Source organism: Curtobacterium sp. SP.BCo (assembly GCF_051903265.1).
In the GTDB taxonomy this organism is placed as follows: Bacteria; Actinomycetota; Actinomycetes; order Actinomycetales; family Microbacteriaceae; genus Curtobacterium.
The window spans coordinates 2,215,464-2,232,134 of record NZ_CP194337.1; the positions used below are offsets into that span (position 1 = coordinate 2,215,464).

The 16,671-nt window shown below is 71.2% G+C and carries 12 protein-coding genes; 8 read left to right on the forward strand and 4 right to left on the reverse strand.

The window, feature by feature from the left end; genetic code table 11:
- Positions 1-71: 71 nt before the first annotated feature.
- The 5 genes from ACRQ4B_RS10595 to ACRQ4B_RS10615 all read left to right on the forward strand — a co-directional run bounded on the left by ACRQ4B_RS10595 (position 72) and on the right by ACRQ4B_RS10615 (position 5,909).
- On the forward strand, positions 72-1,004 hold the full coding sequence (locus ACRQ4B_RS10595) for a proteasome assembly chaperone family protein (RefSeq protein WP_439691410.1): 933 nt from the start codon (positions 72-74) through the stop codon (positions 1,002-1,004).
- An 88-nt stretch (positions 1,005-1,092) separates the two neighbouring features.
- Entirely contained in the window at positions 1,093-2,418 is a 1,326-nt protein-coding gene (locus ACRQ4B_RS10600) for an MFS transporter (RefSeq protein WP_439691411.1), read from the forward strand.
- Between the two features lie 191 nt (positions 2,419-2,609).
- Complete coding sequence (locus tag ACRQ4B_RS10605; protein ID WP_439691412.1) at positions 2,610-3,875, forward strand: RNA polymerase sigma factor; 1,266 nt, start codon at positions 2,610-2,612, stop codon at positions 3,873-3,875.
- Positions 3,876-3,879: 4 nt separating this feature from the next.
- A complete protein-coding gene (locus ACRQ4B_RS10610) occupies positions 3,880-5,139 on the forward strand; it encodes a MurT ligase domain-containing protein (protein ID WP_439691413.1) in 1,260 nt (419 codons plus the stop codon).
- Complete coding sequence (locus tag ACRQ4B_RS10615) at positions 5,136-5,909, forward strand: type 1 glutamine amidotransferase (RefSeq protein ID WP_439691414.1); 774 nt, start codon at positions 5,136-5,138, stop codon at positions 5,907-5,909. The genes ACRQ4B_RS10610 and ACRQ4B_RS10615 overlap by 4 nt, the downstream gene beginning before the upstream one ends.
- Positions 5,910-5,991: 82 nt before the next feature.
- Here ACRQ4B_RS10615 and ACRQ4B_RS10620 read toward each other — a convergent pair whose 3' ends face one another.
- A complete protein-coding gene (locus tag ACRQ4B_RS10620) occupies positions 5,992-6,216 on the reverse strand; it encodes a DUF7455 domain-containing protein (protein ID WP_439691415.1) in 225 nt (74 codons plus the stop codon).
- A gap of 168 nt (positions 6,217-6,384) precedes the next feature.
- On the opposite strand from ACRQ4B_RS10620, the gene ACRQ4B_RS10625 reads away from it, so the two are divergent.
- On the forward strand, positions 6,385-8,502 hold the full coding sequence (locus ACRQ4B_RS10625; RefSeq protein WP_439691416.1) for a DNA gyrase/topoisomerase IV subunit B: 2,118 nt from the start codon (positions 6,385-6,387) through the stop codon (positions 8,500-8,502).
- Between the two features lie 735 nt (positions 8,503-9,237).
- Here the strand turns inward: ACRQ4B_RS10625 and ACRQ4B_RS10630 are convergent.
- On the reverse strand, positions 9,238-11,724 hold the full coding sequence (locus ACRQ4B_RS10630; protein WP_439691417.1) for a DNA gyrase/topoisomerase IV subunit A: 2,487 nt from the start codon (positions 11,722-11,724) through the stop codon (positions 9,238-9,240).
- Between the two features lie 26 nt (positions 11,725-11,750).
- Between ACRQ4B_RS10630 and ACRQ4B_RS10635 the strand changes: the two genes are divergently transcribed.
- Positions 11,751-12,899 carry an alkaline phosphatase family protein gene (locus ACRQ4B_RS10635; protein ID WP_439691418.1) on the forward strand — a complete coding sequence of 383 codons (1,149 nt, stop codon included), beginning with the start codon at positions 11,751-11,753 and terminating at the stop codon, positions 12,897-12,899.
- A 24-nt stretch (positions 12,900-12,923) separates the two neighbouring features.
- On the opposite strand, the gene sepH is transcribed toward ACRQ4B_RS10635, so the two are convergent.
- Positions 12,924-13,937 carry a septation protein SepH gene (gene sepH / locus ACRQ4B_RS10640; protein ID WP_439691419.1) on the reverse strand — a complete coding sequence of 338 codons (1,014 nt, stop codon included), beginning with the start codon at positions 13,935-13,937 and terminating at the stop codon, positions 12,924-12,926.
- A gap of 273 nt (positions 13,938-14,210) precedes the next feature.
- Here sepH and ACRQ4B_RS10645 point away from each other — a divergent pair, with 273 nt between their 5' ends.
- Positions 14,211-14,510: a DUF4193 domain-containing protein gene (locus ACRQ4B_RS10645; protein ID WP_031263038.1), complete on the forward strand. Its 300-nt coding sequence runs from the start codon at positions 14,211-14,213 to the stop codon at positions 14,508-14,510.
- A gap of 75 nt (positions 14,511-14,585) precedes the next feature.
- Here ACRQ4B_RS10645 and ACRQ4B_RS10650 read toward each other — a convergent pair whose 3' ends face one another.
- Positions 14,586-16,646 carry an acyltransferase family protein gene (locus tag ACRQ4B_RS10650; RefSeq protein ID WP_439691420.1) on the reverse strand — a complete coding sequence of 687 codons (2,061 nt, stop codon included), beginning with the start codon at positions 16,644-16,646 and terminating at the stop codon, positions 14,586-14,588.
- Positions 16,647-16,671: the final 25 nt, after the last annotated feature.

A 16,671-nucleotide genomic window follows, 5' to 3' on the forward strand; every position in this document is an offset into this window, starting at 1 on the left:
CAACCCTATCCAGCAGGTGTTCGCTGTCGGCGTGGTCGCCGCGCACGGGGGACCGGAGCGCCCCGCCTAGCATGGGGACGGTGAACCACCCCGAGGAGCTCTACACCTTCGCCGAGGACGCACCGACCGTCCCCGCGGGGCTGCACCTGGTCGCCGGACTCACCGGTTTCGCCGACGCCGGGTCGGCCGTCGCCCAGGTGACCAGTGCCGTGCTCGAGGACCTCGAGACCGAGCTCGTCGCGGAGTTCGACCCCGACGTGCTGCTCGACTGGCGGGCGCGCCGGCCGGTGATCACCTTCGAGCACGACCACATCGCCGCCGTCGAGCCGCCCCGACTCGCGCTGCACCTGGTCCGGGACGAGATCGGCCAGCCGTTCCTCTTCCTCTCCGGCTACGAGCCCGACTTCCAGTGGAACCGGTTCGTGCGCGCCGTCACGGGCCTCGCCGCCGAGCTCCAGGTCGCGGACACCACGTGGGTGCAGTCGATCCCGATGCCCGTCCCGCACACCCGCCCGATCAGCCTCACGGTGTCCGGCACCCGTGCCGACCTCGTCGAGCAGATGAGCGTCTGGAAGCCCGAGACGCAGGCGCCCGCGAACGTGCTGCACCTCGTCGAGCACCGGTTGAGCGAGCTCGGCGCCCAGGTCACCGGGCTGGTCCTGCTCGTGCCGCACTACCTCTCCGACACGGAGTTCCCGGACGCGGCGGTCGCTGCCCTGTCCGGCATCTCCGCGGCGACCGGCCTCATCTTCCCGTCGGACGAGCTGCGCGAGGAGGGACGGGAGTTCCGGACGCGCGTCGACGAGCAGGTCGCCGGCAACGAGGAACTGCAGCGGCTGGTCTCGGTGCTCGAGGACCGGCACGACACCTACATGGAGGGCAACCCCATCGCATCCCCGCTGACGGGTGTCGACGGTCAGGTCCCGACCGCTGACGCGATCGCGGCCGAGCTCGAGCGATTCCTCGCCGATCGGCGGTCGGACGGCGACGCCTCCTCCGACTGAGCCGGGAGGCGCGGCTCGCCTCCCACACGCCGCCCGCGTCCTCCACAGCCCGTCCTGGCGGCGGGGCCGTCCCGGGTAGCCTGGTTCGGTGAACTCCCGTCGCGCCTTCGTCGTGTGGGGCGTCGCGGTGCTCGCCTACGTCCTCGCCGTGGTGCAGCGGTCCTCCTTGGGTGTGTCGGGGGTCGACGCACAGGACCGCTTCGCGGTGTCGGCCGCCGTGCTCTCGACGCTCGCGGTGGTGCAGATCGCGGTGTACGCCGGGCTGCAGATCCCGGTCGGGATCGCGCTCGACCGGGTCGGGCCGCGGCGACTCGTGCTGCTCGGCGCCGCTCTGCTCGTGGTCGGCCAGGCGGTCGTGGCGGTGTCGCCGACGATCGGTCCGGCGATCGCGGGCCGCGTGCTCGTCGGCGCCGGGGACGCGATGACCTTCATCTCGGTGATCCGGCTCGTGCCGATGTGGTTCAGCGGGCGGATCCTGCCGCAGATCTCGCAGTGGACGGGCAACCTCGGTCAGGTCGGGCAGATCCTCTCGGCCTTCCCGTTCGCCGTCCTGCTGCACACGGCGGGTTGGTCACCGGCGTTCGGCGTCGCCGCGGCGGCCAGTGCGGTCGGCCTGGTGCTGGCGTTCGTCTTCGTGCGGAACGGTCCGGTGCACGTCCGCACCGACACGATCCCGCTGCCGCTCCCGCACTCCTGGCGCGGTGCCTTCCACACCTTCGGGCACGCGCTCCGCCGTCCGGGGACCCAGCTCGGGTTCTGGTCCCACTACGTGACGCAGTCCTCGGGCACCGTGTTCTCACTGCTGTGGGGTGTGCCGATGCTGCGCGGGCTCGGGTACTCGCCGTCCGAGGCTGCCGGCTTCCTCACCGTGATCGTCGTCACCGGCTTCGTGGTGGGCCCCGTCCTCGGGGTGCTGTGCGCCCGGTTCCCCCTCCGCCGGTCGAACCTGGTGCTCGGCATCGTCGTCGCCCTCGCCGTGGTGTGGACCGCGATCCTGCTCTGGCCGGACCACCCGCCGACCTGGTTGCTCGTCGTGCTCGTCGTGGTGATGGGCATCGGTGGACCGGGATCGCTCATCGGGTTCGACTTCGCCCGTTCCTTCAACCCGGTCGGTTCGCTCGGCTCGGCGAACGGCGTGGTGAACGTCGGCGGCTTCCTCGCCGCATTCGTGATGATGTTCCTGATCGGCACGATCCTGGACCTCGCGTCGCGAGCGTCGGGGGAGACGGTCTTCGCCTGGACCAACTTCCGGCTGGCCCTCACGGTGCAGTACGTCGTGGTCGGGATCGGCGTCGTCATGCTGCTGCACGCCCGGCGCCGGACGCGACGGGAGCTCCACGCGCAGGACGGAATACGGGTGGGGCCGCTCTGGGTTGCACTGGTTGCACGCCTGCGGAAGCGGAGCGTGCAATAATGAACGCGGACCCGTTCGGGCCTCCTGTGTCTCGGAGCACTCCAGTGCGCCGCAGAAACCGGGGGACTTGACATGGGTCCTAGTGCTGCCCGGAACGGTGGACTTGACGACGTGTGAGACCACGGCGCGGGCCCTGGGCGGCGAGGGAGGCCACGACCCCACGAACGTGGCACGACGAGAGAGGTGATCGCATGGCTGCCCGGAGCACGACGATCGATCCCACGAAGGACACCGAGCCCGAGGGCACCGCGGCGGAGGACGCTGCGGAGGCCGAGGGGACGGCTGCGCCGAAGAAGCGCGCCACCAAGACCACCGCCAAGAAGGCCTCCCCGAAGAAGGCCGCCCCGAAGGCGAAGAAGAAGGCCGACGACGAGGACCTCGACGAGGAGACCCCCGTCGCCGAGGCCGACGCGGACGCTGCCGAGGACACCGAGGCCGACGACAAGGACACCAAGCCGGACGCCGCCGCCGCGGTCGCCGCAGGTGCCCTCGTCATCTCCCAGTCGGACGACGACGAAGCGCCGGTGTACTCGACCACCATCACGGGCGCAACCGCCGACCCGGTCAAGGACTACCTGAAGCAGATCGGCAAGGTCGCGCTCCTCAACGCCGAGCAGGAGGTCGAGCTCGCGATGCGCATCGAGGCCGGCCTGTTCGCCGAGGACAAGCTGCAGCACACGACCGGCCTGTCGAAGCCCGAGGAGCGCGAGCTCCGCTGGGTCGCCCGTGACGGTCAGCGCGCGAAGTCGCACCTGCTCGGCGCGAACCTCCGTCTGGTCGTCTCGCTCGCGAAGCGGTACACCGGCCGCGGCATGCAGTTCCTGGACCTCATCCAGGAGGGCAACCTGGGCCTGATCCGTGCGGTCGAGAAGTTCGACTACACCAAGGGCTTCAAGTTCTCCACGTACGCCACGTGGTGGATCCGCCAGGCGATCACCCGCGCAATGGCCGACCAGGCGCGCACCATCCGCATCCCGGTCCACATGGTCGAGGTCATCAACAAGCTCGCCCGCGTGCAGCGCCAGATGCTGCAGGACCTCGGTCGCGAACCCACTCCGGAAGAGCTCGCCCGCGAGCTCGACATGACCCCGGAGAAGGTCGTCGAGGTGCAGAAGTACGGTCGCGAGCCGATCTCGCTGCACACCCCGCTGGGTGAGGACGGCGACTCGGAGTTCGGTGACCTGATCGAGGACACCGAAGCCGTGGTGCCGGCCGACGCCGTCGGGTTCACGATGCTGCAGAAGCAGCTCGAGAGCCTGCTCGACTCCCTGTCCGAGCGCGAGGCGGGCGTGATCCGCATGCGCTTCGGCCTCGGCGACGGCCAGCCGAAGACCCTCGACCAGATCGGTGACACGTTCGGCGTGACGCGTGAGCGCATCCGCCAGATCGAGTCGAAGACGATGGCGAAGCTCCGCCACCCGTCCCGGTCGCAGTCGCTGCGCGACTACCTCGAGTAGGCCGATGCGGTTCTTCATCCCGATCCTGATCGGGCGGATCCTCCGCGCCCTCGCCAGAGCGCGGGGCGGGGGGTCCGCCTACCCCGGGTACATCGTGCTCAAGCTCGTGCCGGACTTCCTCCAGCACGTGACGAAGCAGTTCCCGAACGGCGTGGTCTTCGTGCTCGGCTCGAACGGCAAGTCCACGACGACGCACATGATCTCGGACATCGTGCGGGCCCACGGACTCCGGGTCTTCACGAACCCGTCCGGAGCGAACCTGCCGCAGGGCATCGCGTCCGCGCTGCTGTCCGAGGTGTCGCTGACCGGCAAGCTCAAGGCGGACATCGGCATCCTCGAGGTCGACGAGGCCTTCGCGGTCGAGCTCGCGGGCATCCTGTCGCCGTCCACGGTGACCATGCTCAACGTGCAGGTCGACCAGCTGTACCGCTTCTTCGAGACCGAGCGCGTCGCGACGATGATGCTCGACACGGCAGCCCTGTCGACGGCGAACGTCATCACGAACCACGACGACCAGTTCCTCGACGCGTACAGCGCCGTGGACGGGCAGCGCGTGCTCCGCTTCGGCGCGTCCGACGAGGTCATCGCCGCCGCCCCGAACGGTCTGCAGAACGCCGACTCGTTCGACGGCGGCACGCGGGCGCAGACCACGGCCGACGCCGAGGTCGTCTCCCACACCGGTGACGGCGCGACGGTCCGCTTCGACGGCGCCGAGATCCCGGTCCGACTCCCGGCGCGCGGCCTGCACTACGCGGTCGACGCCGCGGCGGCCACCGCGACCGCGAGTGCCGCCCTCGGTGCCCAGTTCCGTGCGGACGCCGTGACGAAGGCCTTCGGCACGATGAAGCCGGCGTACGGCCGCGGTGAGCGACTGCCCATCGCGGGGGAGTCCGCCGAGTTCACGATGTTCAAGAACGCCGCGAGCCTCCAGCTCAACCTCGACGCCCTGCCGGACCACCCCGAACAGGTGCTCATGGCGATCGACGAGGGCACGCCGGACATCTCCTGGATCTACGACATCGACTTCTCGAAGCTCGACCACGTCGACGTCGTCTCCGGCGACAAGGCGTGGCAGATCGCCATCGCGCTCGAGCACGCCGGTGTCCGCATCGGCACGGTCGAGCCCGACGTCGAGGCAGCGATCAAGCAGATGGAGCAGCTCGGCGCCACGACCCGTGGCACGAAGAACTTCATCGTCAACTACGAGATCATGATGATCGCGCGGAAGGCCCTCGGCCACCCGGACATGGAGAAGACCGCATGACGGCCGACCGGCTGACCATCCTGCACGTCTACCCCCGTCAGATGGGCGTCTCGGGCGACCGGGGCAACGTCGCGGCCCTGGTGCGTCGTGCCGCTGCGGCGGACATCGACACCGAGGTGCTCGAGTACGCCCCGGGCGACGCGCTTCCCGCCGCTGCCGACGTCGTCGTGATCGGCAACGGCCCGCTCAGCGCCATGCGCTCCCTCGGCGACGACATCGCCCGGATCGGGGCACCGCTCCGCGAGTTCGCGGCCGCCGGGGTCCCGGTGGTCGCCGTCGGTGGTGGGTTCGACCTCGCGACGAACGAGGTCGTACCGACCGACGGTGCGGTCGTCCCCGGCTTCGGGGTGTTCGACGCGCGTGCCGTCCGCGGTGCCGAGCGCCGGGTGAACTACTTCGTGCTCGAGACGCGCTACCCGCTCCTGACCGGGGCCCCCACGCGGCTGGCCGGCTTCGAGGACCACGCGACGACGATCGAACTCGGCGCCGGCGTCCAGCCGTTCGCCGACGTCGTCTCCGGCGGCGGCAACCAGGCCGGCGCCCCGGTCGAGGGCGCGATCGCCGGGAACTCGTTCGGCACGCACACCCAGGGGCCGCTGCTGCCGCTCAACCCGCAGCTGACCGACGGTGTCCTCGCCGCGGCCGCCGCACGTCTGGGTCGCGAGTACGCGCCGGACCCGGAGCGGACAGGGACCATCGACCGCTACGCCCGCGAAGCGCGCGCGACGGTCGACCGCTACGTCGACAAGGCGTTCAAGCGCATCGCCTGAGGCGACGCCCGAGCACGCAACCGACGACAAGACGGGAGGCGCGGTGCCAGCTGGCACCGCGCCTCCCGTCTGCTGTTGGTCGCTACTTCGACTCGTAGAGTCGGCTGCTCTCGTCGTGCCACTCGATGGCGGTGGCCGCGAGCTTGTCCTTGAACTCGGCGCCGTGGTGGGCGCAGAAGAACAGCTCACCGCTGGCCATGGTGGCCCGGATGTACGCCTGCGCGCCACAGCTGTCGCAACGGTCAGCAGCGGTGAGCTGGTGGCTGCTGGTTTCGTCGATGGAGAGGTCCTGCACGGTCTGGGTCATTGCTGTGCTCCTCACGGATCGCAGGTGGTGCGGGTTGGTCCACCTATTTCAACACGTGATGCCTGAGAGTGACGCATTGCGGGGGGCCCATTTCGCTCAGCGCGGATCGGCTGTCCCCAGTCCGAGTGTCCGCGCGGTGGTGTCGGTGCGCCTCGCTAGCATCGGAAGGTGAGCTCCGACTACTCCGCACGCCATCTCTCCGTCCTCGAAGGGCTCGAGGCGGTCCGCAAGCGTCCGGGCATGTACATCGGGTCGACCGACTCCCGTGGTCTCATGCACTGCCTGTGGGAGATCATCGACAACTCCGTCGACGAGGCCCTGGCGGGGCACGGCGACGAGATCGGCGTCGTGCTGCACGAGGACGGCTCGGTCGAGGTCCGCGACACCGCACGTGGCATCCCCGTCGACGTGGAGCCGAAGACCGGGCTGACCGGGGTCGAGGTCGTGTTCACGAAGCTGCACGCCGGCGGCAAGTTCGGGTCCGGCTCGTACGCGGCGTCCGGTGGCCTGCACGGGGTCGGCGCGTCCGTGGTGAACGCACTGTCGGAGCGTCTCGACGTCGAGGTCGACCGCGGTGGCAAGACCTACGCGATGTCGTTCCACCGCGGGGAGCCCGGCACGTTCGCGGGCGACGGTCCCGATGCGCCGTTCTCGCCCTTCACCTCGGGCAGCGAGCTGCGCGTGGTCGGGAAGGTGAAGAAGGGCGTCACCGGTTCCCGGATCCGCTACTGGGCGGATCGACAGATCTTCACCGCCGACGCGAAGTTCAGCACGAGCGACCTCGTGAGCCGCGCGCGCCAGACCGCGTTCCTGGTCCCCGGCCTCGGCATCACGATCACCGACCGTCGATCCGCGTCGATCGAGGCAGCCGCTGCACGCGCCGAAGCGACCGGCACCGCGGTCGCTGCCGGACCGGTGGTCGAGCGGTTCCGGTACGAAGGCGGCATCGCTGAGTTCGTCGAGCACCTCGCACTCGACTCCGCCGTCACCGACGTCTGGCGCATCCAAGGCACCGGCACCTTCACCGAGACCGTGCCGATGCTCGACGACAAGGGGCACATGGTCTCCACGTCGGTGTCGCGCGAGTGCGAGGTCGACCTGGCGCTCCGCTGGGGTAGCGGCTACGAGACGGTGTTCCGCAGCTTCGTCAACATCATCGCGACGCCGAAGGGCGGGACGCACCAGGCCGGCTTCGAGTCCGGCGTCGTCAAGGCGGTCCGCGCCCAGGTCGAGGCCAACGCCCGCAAGCTCAAGGTCGGGCAGGACAAGCTCGAGAAGGACGACGTGCTCGCCGGCATGACCGCCGTGCTCACCGTCCGGCTGCCCGAGCCGCAGTTCGAGGGGCAGACGAAGGAGGTCCTGGGTACGCCGGCGGTCCGGAAGATCGTCGACCAGGTGGTGTCGAAGCGCCTCACCGAGATCCTCACGTCGACGCAGCGCACCGAGAAGGCCCAGGCGGCGACGCTGCTCGAGAAGGTCGTCGCGGAGATGAAGACCCGGATCTCGGCGCGGGCGCACAAGGAGACCCAGCGCCGGAAGAACGCGCTCGAGAACTCCTCGCTGCCGACGAAGCTGGCCGACTGCCGCTCGCAGGACACCGAGGGCACCGAGCTCTTCATCGTCGAGGGCGACTCCGCGCTCGGCACAGCCAAGCTCGCGCGCAACAGCGAGTACCAGGCGCTCCTGCCGATCCGCGGCAAGATCCTCAACGTGCAGAAGGCATCCGTCTCGGACATGCTCTCGAACGCCGAGTGCGCCTCGATCATCCAGGTGATCGGCGCCGGTTCCGGCCGCACGTTCGAGATCGACCAAGCCCGCTACGGCAAGGTCATCATCATGTCCGACGCCGACGTCGACGGCGCCCACATCCGAACGCTCCTGCTGACCCTGTTCTTCCGGTACATGCGGCCGATGATCGAGCAGGGACGGGTGTTCGCGGCCGTCCCGCCGTTGCACCGGGTGGTCGTGGTGAACCGCGGCAAGGCGAACGACACGCTGTACACGTACTCCGAGCAGGAGCTGCAGGCGGTCCTGAAGAAGCTCGAGAAGCAGGGCAAGAAGTACCAGGAGCCGATCCAGCGGTACAAGGGGCTCGGCGAGATGGACGCCGACCAGCTGGCGGAGACCACGATGGACCGCACCCACCGGACGCTGCGGCGGGTGAACATCACCGATGCCGAGGGCGCTGCGAAGGTCTTCGAGCTCCTGATGGGCAACGACGTGGCACCGCGCAAGGAGTTCATCCTGGCTGGCGAGGGCCTCGACCGCGACCGCATCGACGCGTAGGCGGGCGGGCGGGCGTTGGCGCAGCCGAGGCTCGGCTGGGCGGACAGATTCGCGCCGCGACGGCGCGGATTCTGTCCGCGTGGCCGAGCTTCCGCCGCGCCGCGCCGCCGGCCGCCGACGCACCTGCGGAACGGGAGGCGCGGGGCGGGCTCGACAAGCGCCTCCCGTCCGGCCGAGACTCGGCGCTGCTGCGGCGAGTCTCGCGGTGGGCGACGCTCCTCGTGCTCGCGGGCGCGAGAACGGTCGCTCAGCGCGAGACTCGCGGCCGTGCCGCCGGCGCGGCCGCGACGGACGCGGAGGCGGCAGGCGGGCGCCTGCGCGGGCCGAGGCTCGGCTCGGCGGACAGTTTCGCGCCCCGACAGCGCGGGTTCTGTCCGCGTGGCCGAGCTTCGGCTCGGCCCCGCCCCGCCCCGCCGCGCCCCGCCGCGCCGCGGCGCACGATCCGCACAGGCCGCGCCGCCGGCCGCCGACGCAGCCGCGGACTGGAGGCGCGGGACGGGTCCGACCCGCGCCTCCCGTCCGTGCGTGGTCCGGGGCCGAGACTCGGCGCCGCTGCGGCGAGTCTCGCGGTGGGCGACGTTCCTCGTGCTCGCGGGCGCGAGAACGGTCGCTCAGCGCGAGACTCGCGGCCCGGCCTGGCCCGGCCCGGCCGCCCGGCCGCCCGGCCGCGCCGGCCGCGCCGGCCGCGCCGGCCGCGCCGGCCGCGCCGGCCGCGCCGGCCGCGCCGGCCCGCGCCTACGCGTCGCCCGCGGTCCCGTCGAGCGCCGCGGCGCTCCCGCCGATCGTGCCGATCACCGCGTCGAGCGGCGCTCCCGAGCCGTCGCGCTTCGACAGCCAGTCCGGCAGGGTCCGGGCAGCGCCGTCCGTCCCGACCGCGTGCGGCGGCGCGATGCCTGCCCACGCCACGGTCAGGCCGTCCTCGCCCTTCAGGAACGCGTGCGCGCGGACACCCTGGGTGGCCCGACCCTTCGCCGGGAACTCGGAGAACGCGGACACCTTCGCGCGTCCGGCATCCGTGCCGGGGAGTGCAGCCGACGACGTCGACACCGTGGCGACCACGGCGTCGTCGGAGCGTGCGACCGAGCCGAACCAGATCACCGAGGCGCCGGAGGCGAGTGCGACGCCGGCGACACCGCCCGCGGGCAGCCCCTGGGGTCGCACGCCGGCGGCCGGGAACCGCAGCAGCTGCGCGTTCGAGGTGATGAACACCAGGTCGTCCGACTCCGGTGCCTGCGCTGCTCCGACCACGGTGTCACCGGGCTTGAGGCCGATGGCCACGACCTCGTCCTTGTCCGGCCACGCGCCGGCGGTGACCCGCTTGACGATGCCCTGCGCCGTGCCGATGGCCAGGGAGTCGGGAGCACCCGGCGACAGGTCGATCAGGGCGACGACGACCTCGGTGCGGGCGATCCCGAGGTACTCCGCGACGCGGACGCCGGCGTCGAGCCGGACCGATGCCGGCGGCACGGCGGGGACGTCGACGGGGGAGAACCGCAGCACACGTCCGGTCGAGGTGAGCGCGCCCACCTGCCCGCGGACGGTCGACAGCACCGAGGACCGGAGTGCGTCGTGCTTGGACCGCTTCGGCACGCGGACGATGCCGAGGTCCGACGAGGGGATGTCGACGCGGACGAGTCGCCCGGTGGTGGAGAGGAGCACCCGGCACGGGGCGTCCGCGATCTGGAGCGACTCCGGGTCGACGGCGGCCTTCTTCCCACCCTTCACCGGGGCGTCTGCCTCGGTCAGGAGCGTCCGGCGCGGGGTGGCGAACCTGTCCGACACCTCGGTCAGCTCGAGGGCGACCTGGGCACGGAGCCGTTCGTCGGACGCCAGGAGCTCCTCGAGCGCGGCGATCTCGGTGAGCAGCTGGTCGCGCTCGCCCTCGAGTTCGAGGCGGGAGAACTTCGTCAGTCGGCGCAGGCGCAGCTCGAGGATGTACTCGGCCTGCACCTCGGACAGGTCGAACACCGTCTGCAGGCGGGAGCGCGCGGCCTCGGAGTCGTCCGACGAGCGGATGACCTCGATGACCTCGTCGATGTCGAGGATCGCGACGAGCAGCCCCTCGACGAGGTGCAGCCGTTCCTTCCTGCGCGCCAGCCGGTACTGCGACCGCCGGGTGACGACCGACAGCCGGTGCTGGACGTAGACGTCGAGCAGTTCCCGGAGTCCGAGCGTGCGGGGCGAACCGCCGACGAGGGCGACGTTGTTGATGCCGAAGCCGTCCTCGAGCGGGGTGTGCTTGTAGAGCTGTTCGAGCACCGCCGTCGGGTTGAAGCCGGACTTGATGCCGATGACGAGTCGGAGTCCGTGGTTGCGGTCGGTGAGGTCGTTGACGTCCGAGATGCCGACGAGCTTCTTCGCCTGGACGCCGTCCTTGATCTTCTCGATCACCCGCTCCGGCCCGACGAGGTACGGCAGCTCGGTGACGACGAGGCCGGCCTTGCGCGGGGTGAGGTTCTCCACCGAGACCTTCGCCCGCGTCCGGAACGAACCGCGGCCGCTGGCGTACGCGTCCCGCACACCGGAGAGCCCGACGATGGTGCCGCCGGAGGGCAGGTCCGGACCGGGCACGAACTCCATGAGTTCCTCGAGCGAGGCCTGCGGGTGCATCAGCAGGTGCTTCGCCGCCTCGACCACCTCGCCGAGGTTGTGCGGCGCCATGTTCGTCGCCATGCCCACCGCGATGCCCGACGCACCGTTGACGAGCAGGTTCGGGAAGGCCGCCGGCAGCACCCCCGGCTGCATGATCTGGTTGTCGTAGTTCGGGACGAAGTCGACGACGTCCTCGCCGAGGCCCTCGGTCATCGCCATGGACGGTTCGGCCAGTCGGGCTTCGGTGTACCGGGCGGCGGCCGGACCGTCGTCGAGCGAGCCGAAGTTGCCGTGCCCGTCGACCAGCGGCACGCGCATCGTGAACGGCTGCGCCATCCGGACCAGGGCGTCGTAGATCGCGCCGTCGCCGTGCGGGTGCAGCTTGCCCATCACCTCGCCGGTGACTCGCGCGCTCTTCACGTGCCCGCGGTCGGGCCGGAGCCCCATCTCCGACATCTGGTAGAGGATGCGCCGCTGGACGGGCTTCAGGCCGTCGCGTGCGTCGGGGAGCGCCCGTGAGTAGATGACGGAGTACGCGTACTCGAGGAAGGAGCCCTGCATCTCCTCGGAGACGTCGACGTCCTCGATGCGTTCACTGTCGGGCAGGCCGACTGCTTCCGTGCGTGCCATGGCACCCTTCTGCGAGACTGGGGGAGATGGGAACAAGCGTACCGACGGCCCCCGACGCCACCGCCAACCTCGCCGACGTCTTCCCGAGTTGCCTCGTCGCGCTCGGCGCTGCGGACGACGCGTGGTTGCGCAGCACCGGCCTGGAGGCACGGATCACCCTCCGTCCCGCCCGTTCCGCGATCGTCGTGCTGGTCGACGGACTGGGCGCCGCCGCGCTGGCCGCGCGCGCGGGGCACGCCCGGTGGCTCGCCACCGGCAAGCGGAAGCTCCGCAGCGGGTTCCCCACGACGACGGCTGCGGCGCTCAGCACCCTGACCACCGGCCGCTCACCCGGCACGCACGGCGTCGTCGGGTACAGCGGCTGGAACCCGGACACCGGTCAGGTGATGAACCTGCTGAGCGGCTGGGACACCGAGGTCCCGGCGGACTGGTTCCTGTCGACGACCCTGTTCACGCAGGCAGCCGCGCTCGGTGTCGACCCCGTCGTGGTCGGTCCGGCCCGGTACCGCTCATCGGGCATGACGGCCAACGTGCTCGGCGGTGCCCGGTACGTGCCCGCCGACTCGATCCCGCAGCGTGTCGACGCGGCCCTCGCCGAGACGGCGTCCGGTCGGTCGCTGGTGTACCTGTACGTGCCGGAACTCGACTCGATCGGGCACAAGAACGGCTGGCAGTCCGATCGGTGGACCGGCGCCCTGGAGCTCCTCGACGGTGAACTCGCGCGCCTCGACCGCGTAGTGGCGAGCGACGTGGGGATCGTGGTCACGGCCGACCACGGCGTGCTGGACGTCCCCGACCACGCGAACATCGCGATGGACCCGCTGCTGCTGACCGACGTCGTCGGCGTCGCCGGGGATCCGCGCTGCCGTCAGCTCACCGTCGCGCCGGGCACCGACGTGCGCGCCCTCGTCGGGGCGTTCCGGGCCCGGTACGGCAAGAAGGCGTACGTGGCCAGCCGCGACGAGGCGATCGCGGCCGGCTGGTTCGGCGCGGTGACGGACGCCGTCGTCGAGCGCATCGGCGACGTGGTGGTCGTGGCCCGTGGCTCGTGGGCGTTCAACGACGATCGTGCCCTGCGTGCGGGGGAGGTCCCGAAGCGGATGATCGGCCAGCACGGCGCGATGACCGACGAGGAGACCCTCGTCCCGCTCCGGCTGGCCGGGGCCTTCGCGTAGGAGGACCCGAGGACGGCCCGTGGATCAGGCGGGGTCGTCGTCCGGACGGGTGCCGAAGACGATCTCGTCCCAGCTCGGCATCGACCGACGGTTGCGCTTCTTGCGCTCCGATCGACCGGCCTCGGGCTCCGGGCCCGACGCGGGGCGGGCGTCCTGCTGCGCGGAGCCGTCCGTGTCGTCGTCGAAGCCCTGCAGCGGGATGTCGACGACGCTGATCGACGTGCCCCGCGGCTCGTCCTGTTGCTCGCCGAACGCGGCGGCCTCGCGCTCCCCACGACGACGGCGGAGTGCCTCGAGCAGGTCGGCGGTCTCGTTGCCCGGCGCACGCTCCTCGACGGCGGCACCGATGCGGGGGAGCGGCGCACGCAGCGGGCGCTCCTGGACGTCGGGGTTCGTGACGTCCTCGTCGGGCTCGTCGACGCGGAACGCCCCGGAGTCGAAACGCGTGCCGTCGGTGTCGTGGTGGTCGGGCTCGACCGCGCGGAGCCGCGGCGCGATGCCCTCGTCCTCCGTGTGGGAGAGCCGGTGCGCGTCGCCGTTGTCCGGCACGAGCGTCGACGTCTTGGGGTCGAAGCGCCACTGGGCGTCGTGCTCGACCTCTGCGGCGGTGTAGTGCACGCGGACCTGCCACCCGCTCTCGACGTGCTTCCACGAGGCCCAGGCGACGTCGGTGGCCTCACCGGTCTCGAGCTTCGCGGTGATCGCCTCGCCGAAGGTGTCCGGCGCGTCGTCGTCGACAGGGGTCACGGGGACGCGGTGGGCGGCGTCGAGGATGAACGCGCGTTCGGCCAGGACCGGGCCCTCGAAGCGACGGACGTACTCGACGTCGACGTCGAGCGCCGCGGCGACCTCGGCGGCGTCGGCTCCGCCGCGGATGCGTGCCTGCACGTCCTTCGGCGAGACACGCTTCTGCGGACCGGCGTCGGGGTTCGCCTGCCGGACCTGGCCCGGCAGCGACGAGGTCACGGGCAGCCGGAACTCGGTGCCGCCGTCGGTGGCGAGCAGGAGCGCGCCGGATTCCACTCCGATGACTCTCACGTCTTGCATGGTTCCGCCTTCCGAGCGTCGCGTACGGTCGTGCGTCGTTCCCCAGGAGTATGCAGCCGAGGGGCACCGATCCAGCGGAGGCGCACGGGCGTGCCGCGGACTCCCGGAGGAGGTTTCCGGACACCGGGAATAGCCACGACGGGTGTCGGGTTGCAGCGCCAGAACGACCCGCCGGAGACTTCGGTTTGCGCTCTGGCGAGACGTGGTGCAAACTGTCGCCGCCGATCACCGGCGACGACCTCTCGATACGAGAAATGGATGGGCATGGCCACCGATTACGACGCCCCCCGGAAGACCGACGACAACTCCGACTCGGAGTCGATCGAGGCCCTCAAGGAGCGCGTTCCCGACAAGATGTCGGGGGTCGTCGACGATGATTCCGACAACCCCGGCAGCTTCGAGCTCGCCGGACAGGACCTCAGCGACGTCGACCTCGACGTCGTCGTGCTCCCGCCCCAGGTCGACGAGTTCACCTGCGTCGAGTGCTTCCTCGTGAAGCACCGCTCGCAGCTCGACCACGAGTCGAAGCTCGGCCCGGTCTGTGCGGAGTGCGCAGCACTCTGACGAGTACTGTCGCAGCGCTCTCGGGAACGCATGAACACGAACGGCCCGTTGCTCTCCGGAGCAGCGGGCCGTTCGTCATCCTCGGAGCAGGTGCTCCCAGTCGACCGCGCTGCGCATCACCGGCACCAGACGCTCGGCCATGGTGTTCGTCGTGTGGACGTAGTCGACTCGGACGAGCGTCCCGTCGACCACCGCCGGGCACGTTCGTCGCTCGGTGTCGCACAGCCACGTGCTCGCGTCGACGAAGGGGAACCCGCCGTGCTCCGACGCGGCTCGTTCCGCAGCGGTCTTGGCTGTCACGTCGGGCGTCGGCGTCGCCGCACAGCGGGTGAAGGCGGTCAGGCGGTCCGGACAACTCCGGACGTCCGGGCCGTACTGCAGGGCGCTCAGCACGACGACGGTGCGGCCGTCGTCACGCAGTGTGGACACGGTCTGTTCGACGGAACGCTGCCATGCCGTGCGTGCGGTCCCCTCGGGGAGGTCGCCGAGGTGGTCGCGGTACTCGCCGGCGACCGAACTGATCACGACGACGCGCGGGTCGAGCTCGGAGACGCGATCGTGCAGGGCGCGTTTCGTCGCCAGGCACTCGGCATCCCACTGCGGAGCGATCTGCGCGTCGGGGAGGACGGCGCTGCAGCTCGCGACCGTGACGACGGCGTGCGTCGTCCCGGACGGGAGCGCTCCGACGACTGTCGGTGACCAGGCGGCCGTGGTGGAGTCGCCGAGGAGCAGGACGTCGACGTCCGATGTCGACCCGCAGGTCCGGAGTGGGGCACCCACGCGGGTCAGACAGCCGCCGTCCCGCATCGCGGTCGGCAGTGCTGCGCGCCGAGCCGCGTCGGCGAGCTCGGCAGTCGACCCGCGCGTGCTGCTGCCCGCTCGGGCGGCCTCGTCGACGGCTCGTGCCAGGCTCCGCCGGTCGGGGAAGGGCATGGTGTTCCCGGCCGGCACCGGGTCGGTCGCGCTCACCGACGACCGGGCCAGCACACCGTCCGCCCCCAGGACCCTCGTGGTCGTCGACGGGTCGAACACCGTTGCCGTCGACGCGGAGACTGCCAGGACCGTCACCGGTACGACGAGGATGAATCGCCGCAACCGCCGGTGCCGGTGCCGGTGCCGGTGGCGGACGGGTGGCCGGAGGAACGGCCGCTCGACCCACCGGGTGGACGCGGCGGCGAGGCCCAGGCCGGCCAGTACGGCAACCGATGCACCCACGACACCGGGATGCACCGCCGCCGCTGCGACCAGCAGCGGCCAGTGCCAGAGGTACGCCGAGTACGAGACCGCTCCGAGTTCCGTCCACGGGCGTGTGACGACGGCGGACACCCGACCGCGACCCCGGAGGTCGCCCGCGACGAGGATCGCGGCGGTCCCGAACACCACCGGCACCGTGGGCATGCCGAGCACGTCGGCACCGATGATCCCGATCAGGAGGACCGCGGTGCCGACGGCACGGATCGACGCCGCCACGGGCGCGGACCACGCCGGAGTGCGGACCAGCGCGCAGAGAGCGCCGAGGAGCAGCTCCCACGCCCGGTTCCCGGTGCTGAAGTACGCGGGGCCGTCGAGGGGCCCGGCGACGAGCGCGACCCCGAGCGCACCGAGTGCGAGCAGCCCCACAGCCGTCGACCGACCGTGGCGGAGACGGCGCACGAACGGCATCGACAGGACGACGAGCACGATCGGCCAGACGGCGTAGAACTGCTCCTCGACCGACAACGACCAGAAGTGCTGGAGGGGCGACGCCGCCTCGTGCGCGAAGTAGTCGGTCCCGCCCCGCGCGAGGTGCCAGTTCATCGCGCCGAGCAGCGAGGCGAGCGCATCCCCGGTGATCTCGGTCGCGCGGGGTCGGTACCAGAACACCCAGGAGCACGCGGTCGTGACGGAGAGGACGACCACCGCGGCGGGGAGGAGCCGACGGACGCGACGGGCTGCGAACCCGACGAGGTCGATCCGGCCGCTCCGGTCGTGCTCCGCGACGAGGCTGCGGGTGATCACGAACCCGGAGACGACGAAGAAGACGTCGACGCCGAGCCAGCCACCCGCCGGGAGACCGTACGCGTGCGCGGCGATGACGAGCGCGACTGCGACGCCGCGGAGGACCTGCACGTCACGACGGTGGGCTGGGCGGTGCATCCGGCCAGGCTGTCAGACCGAACGG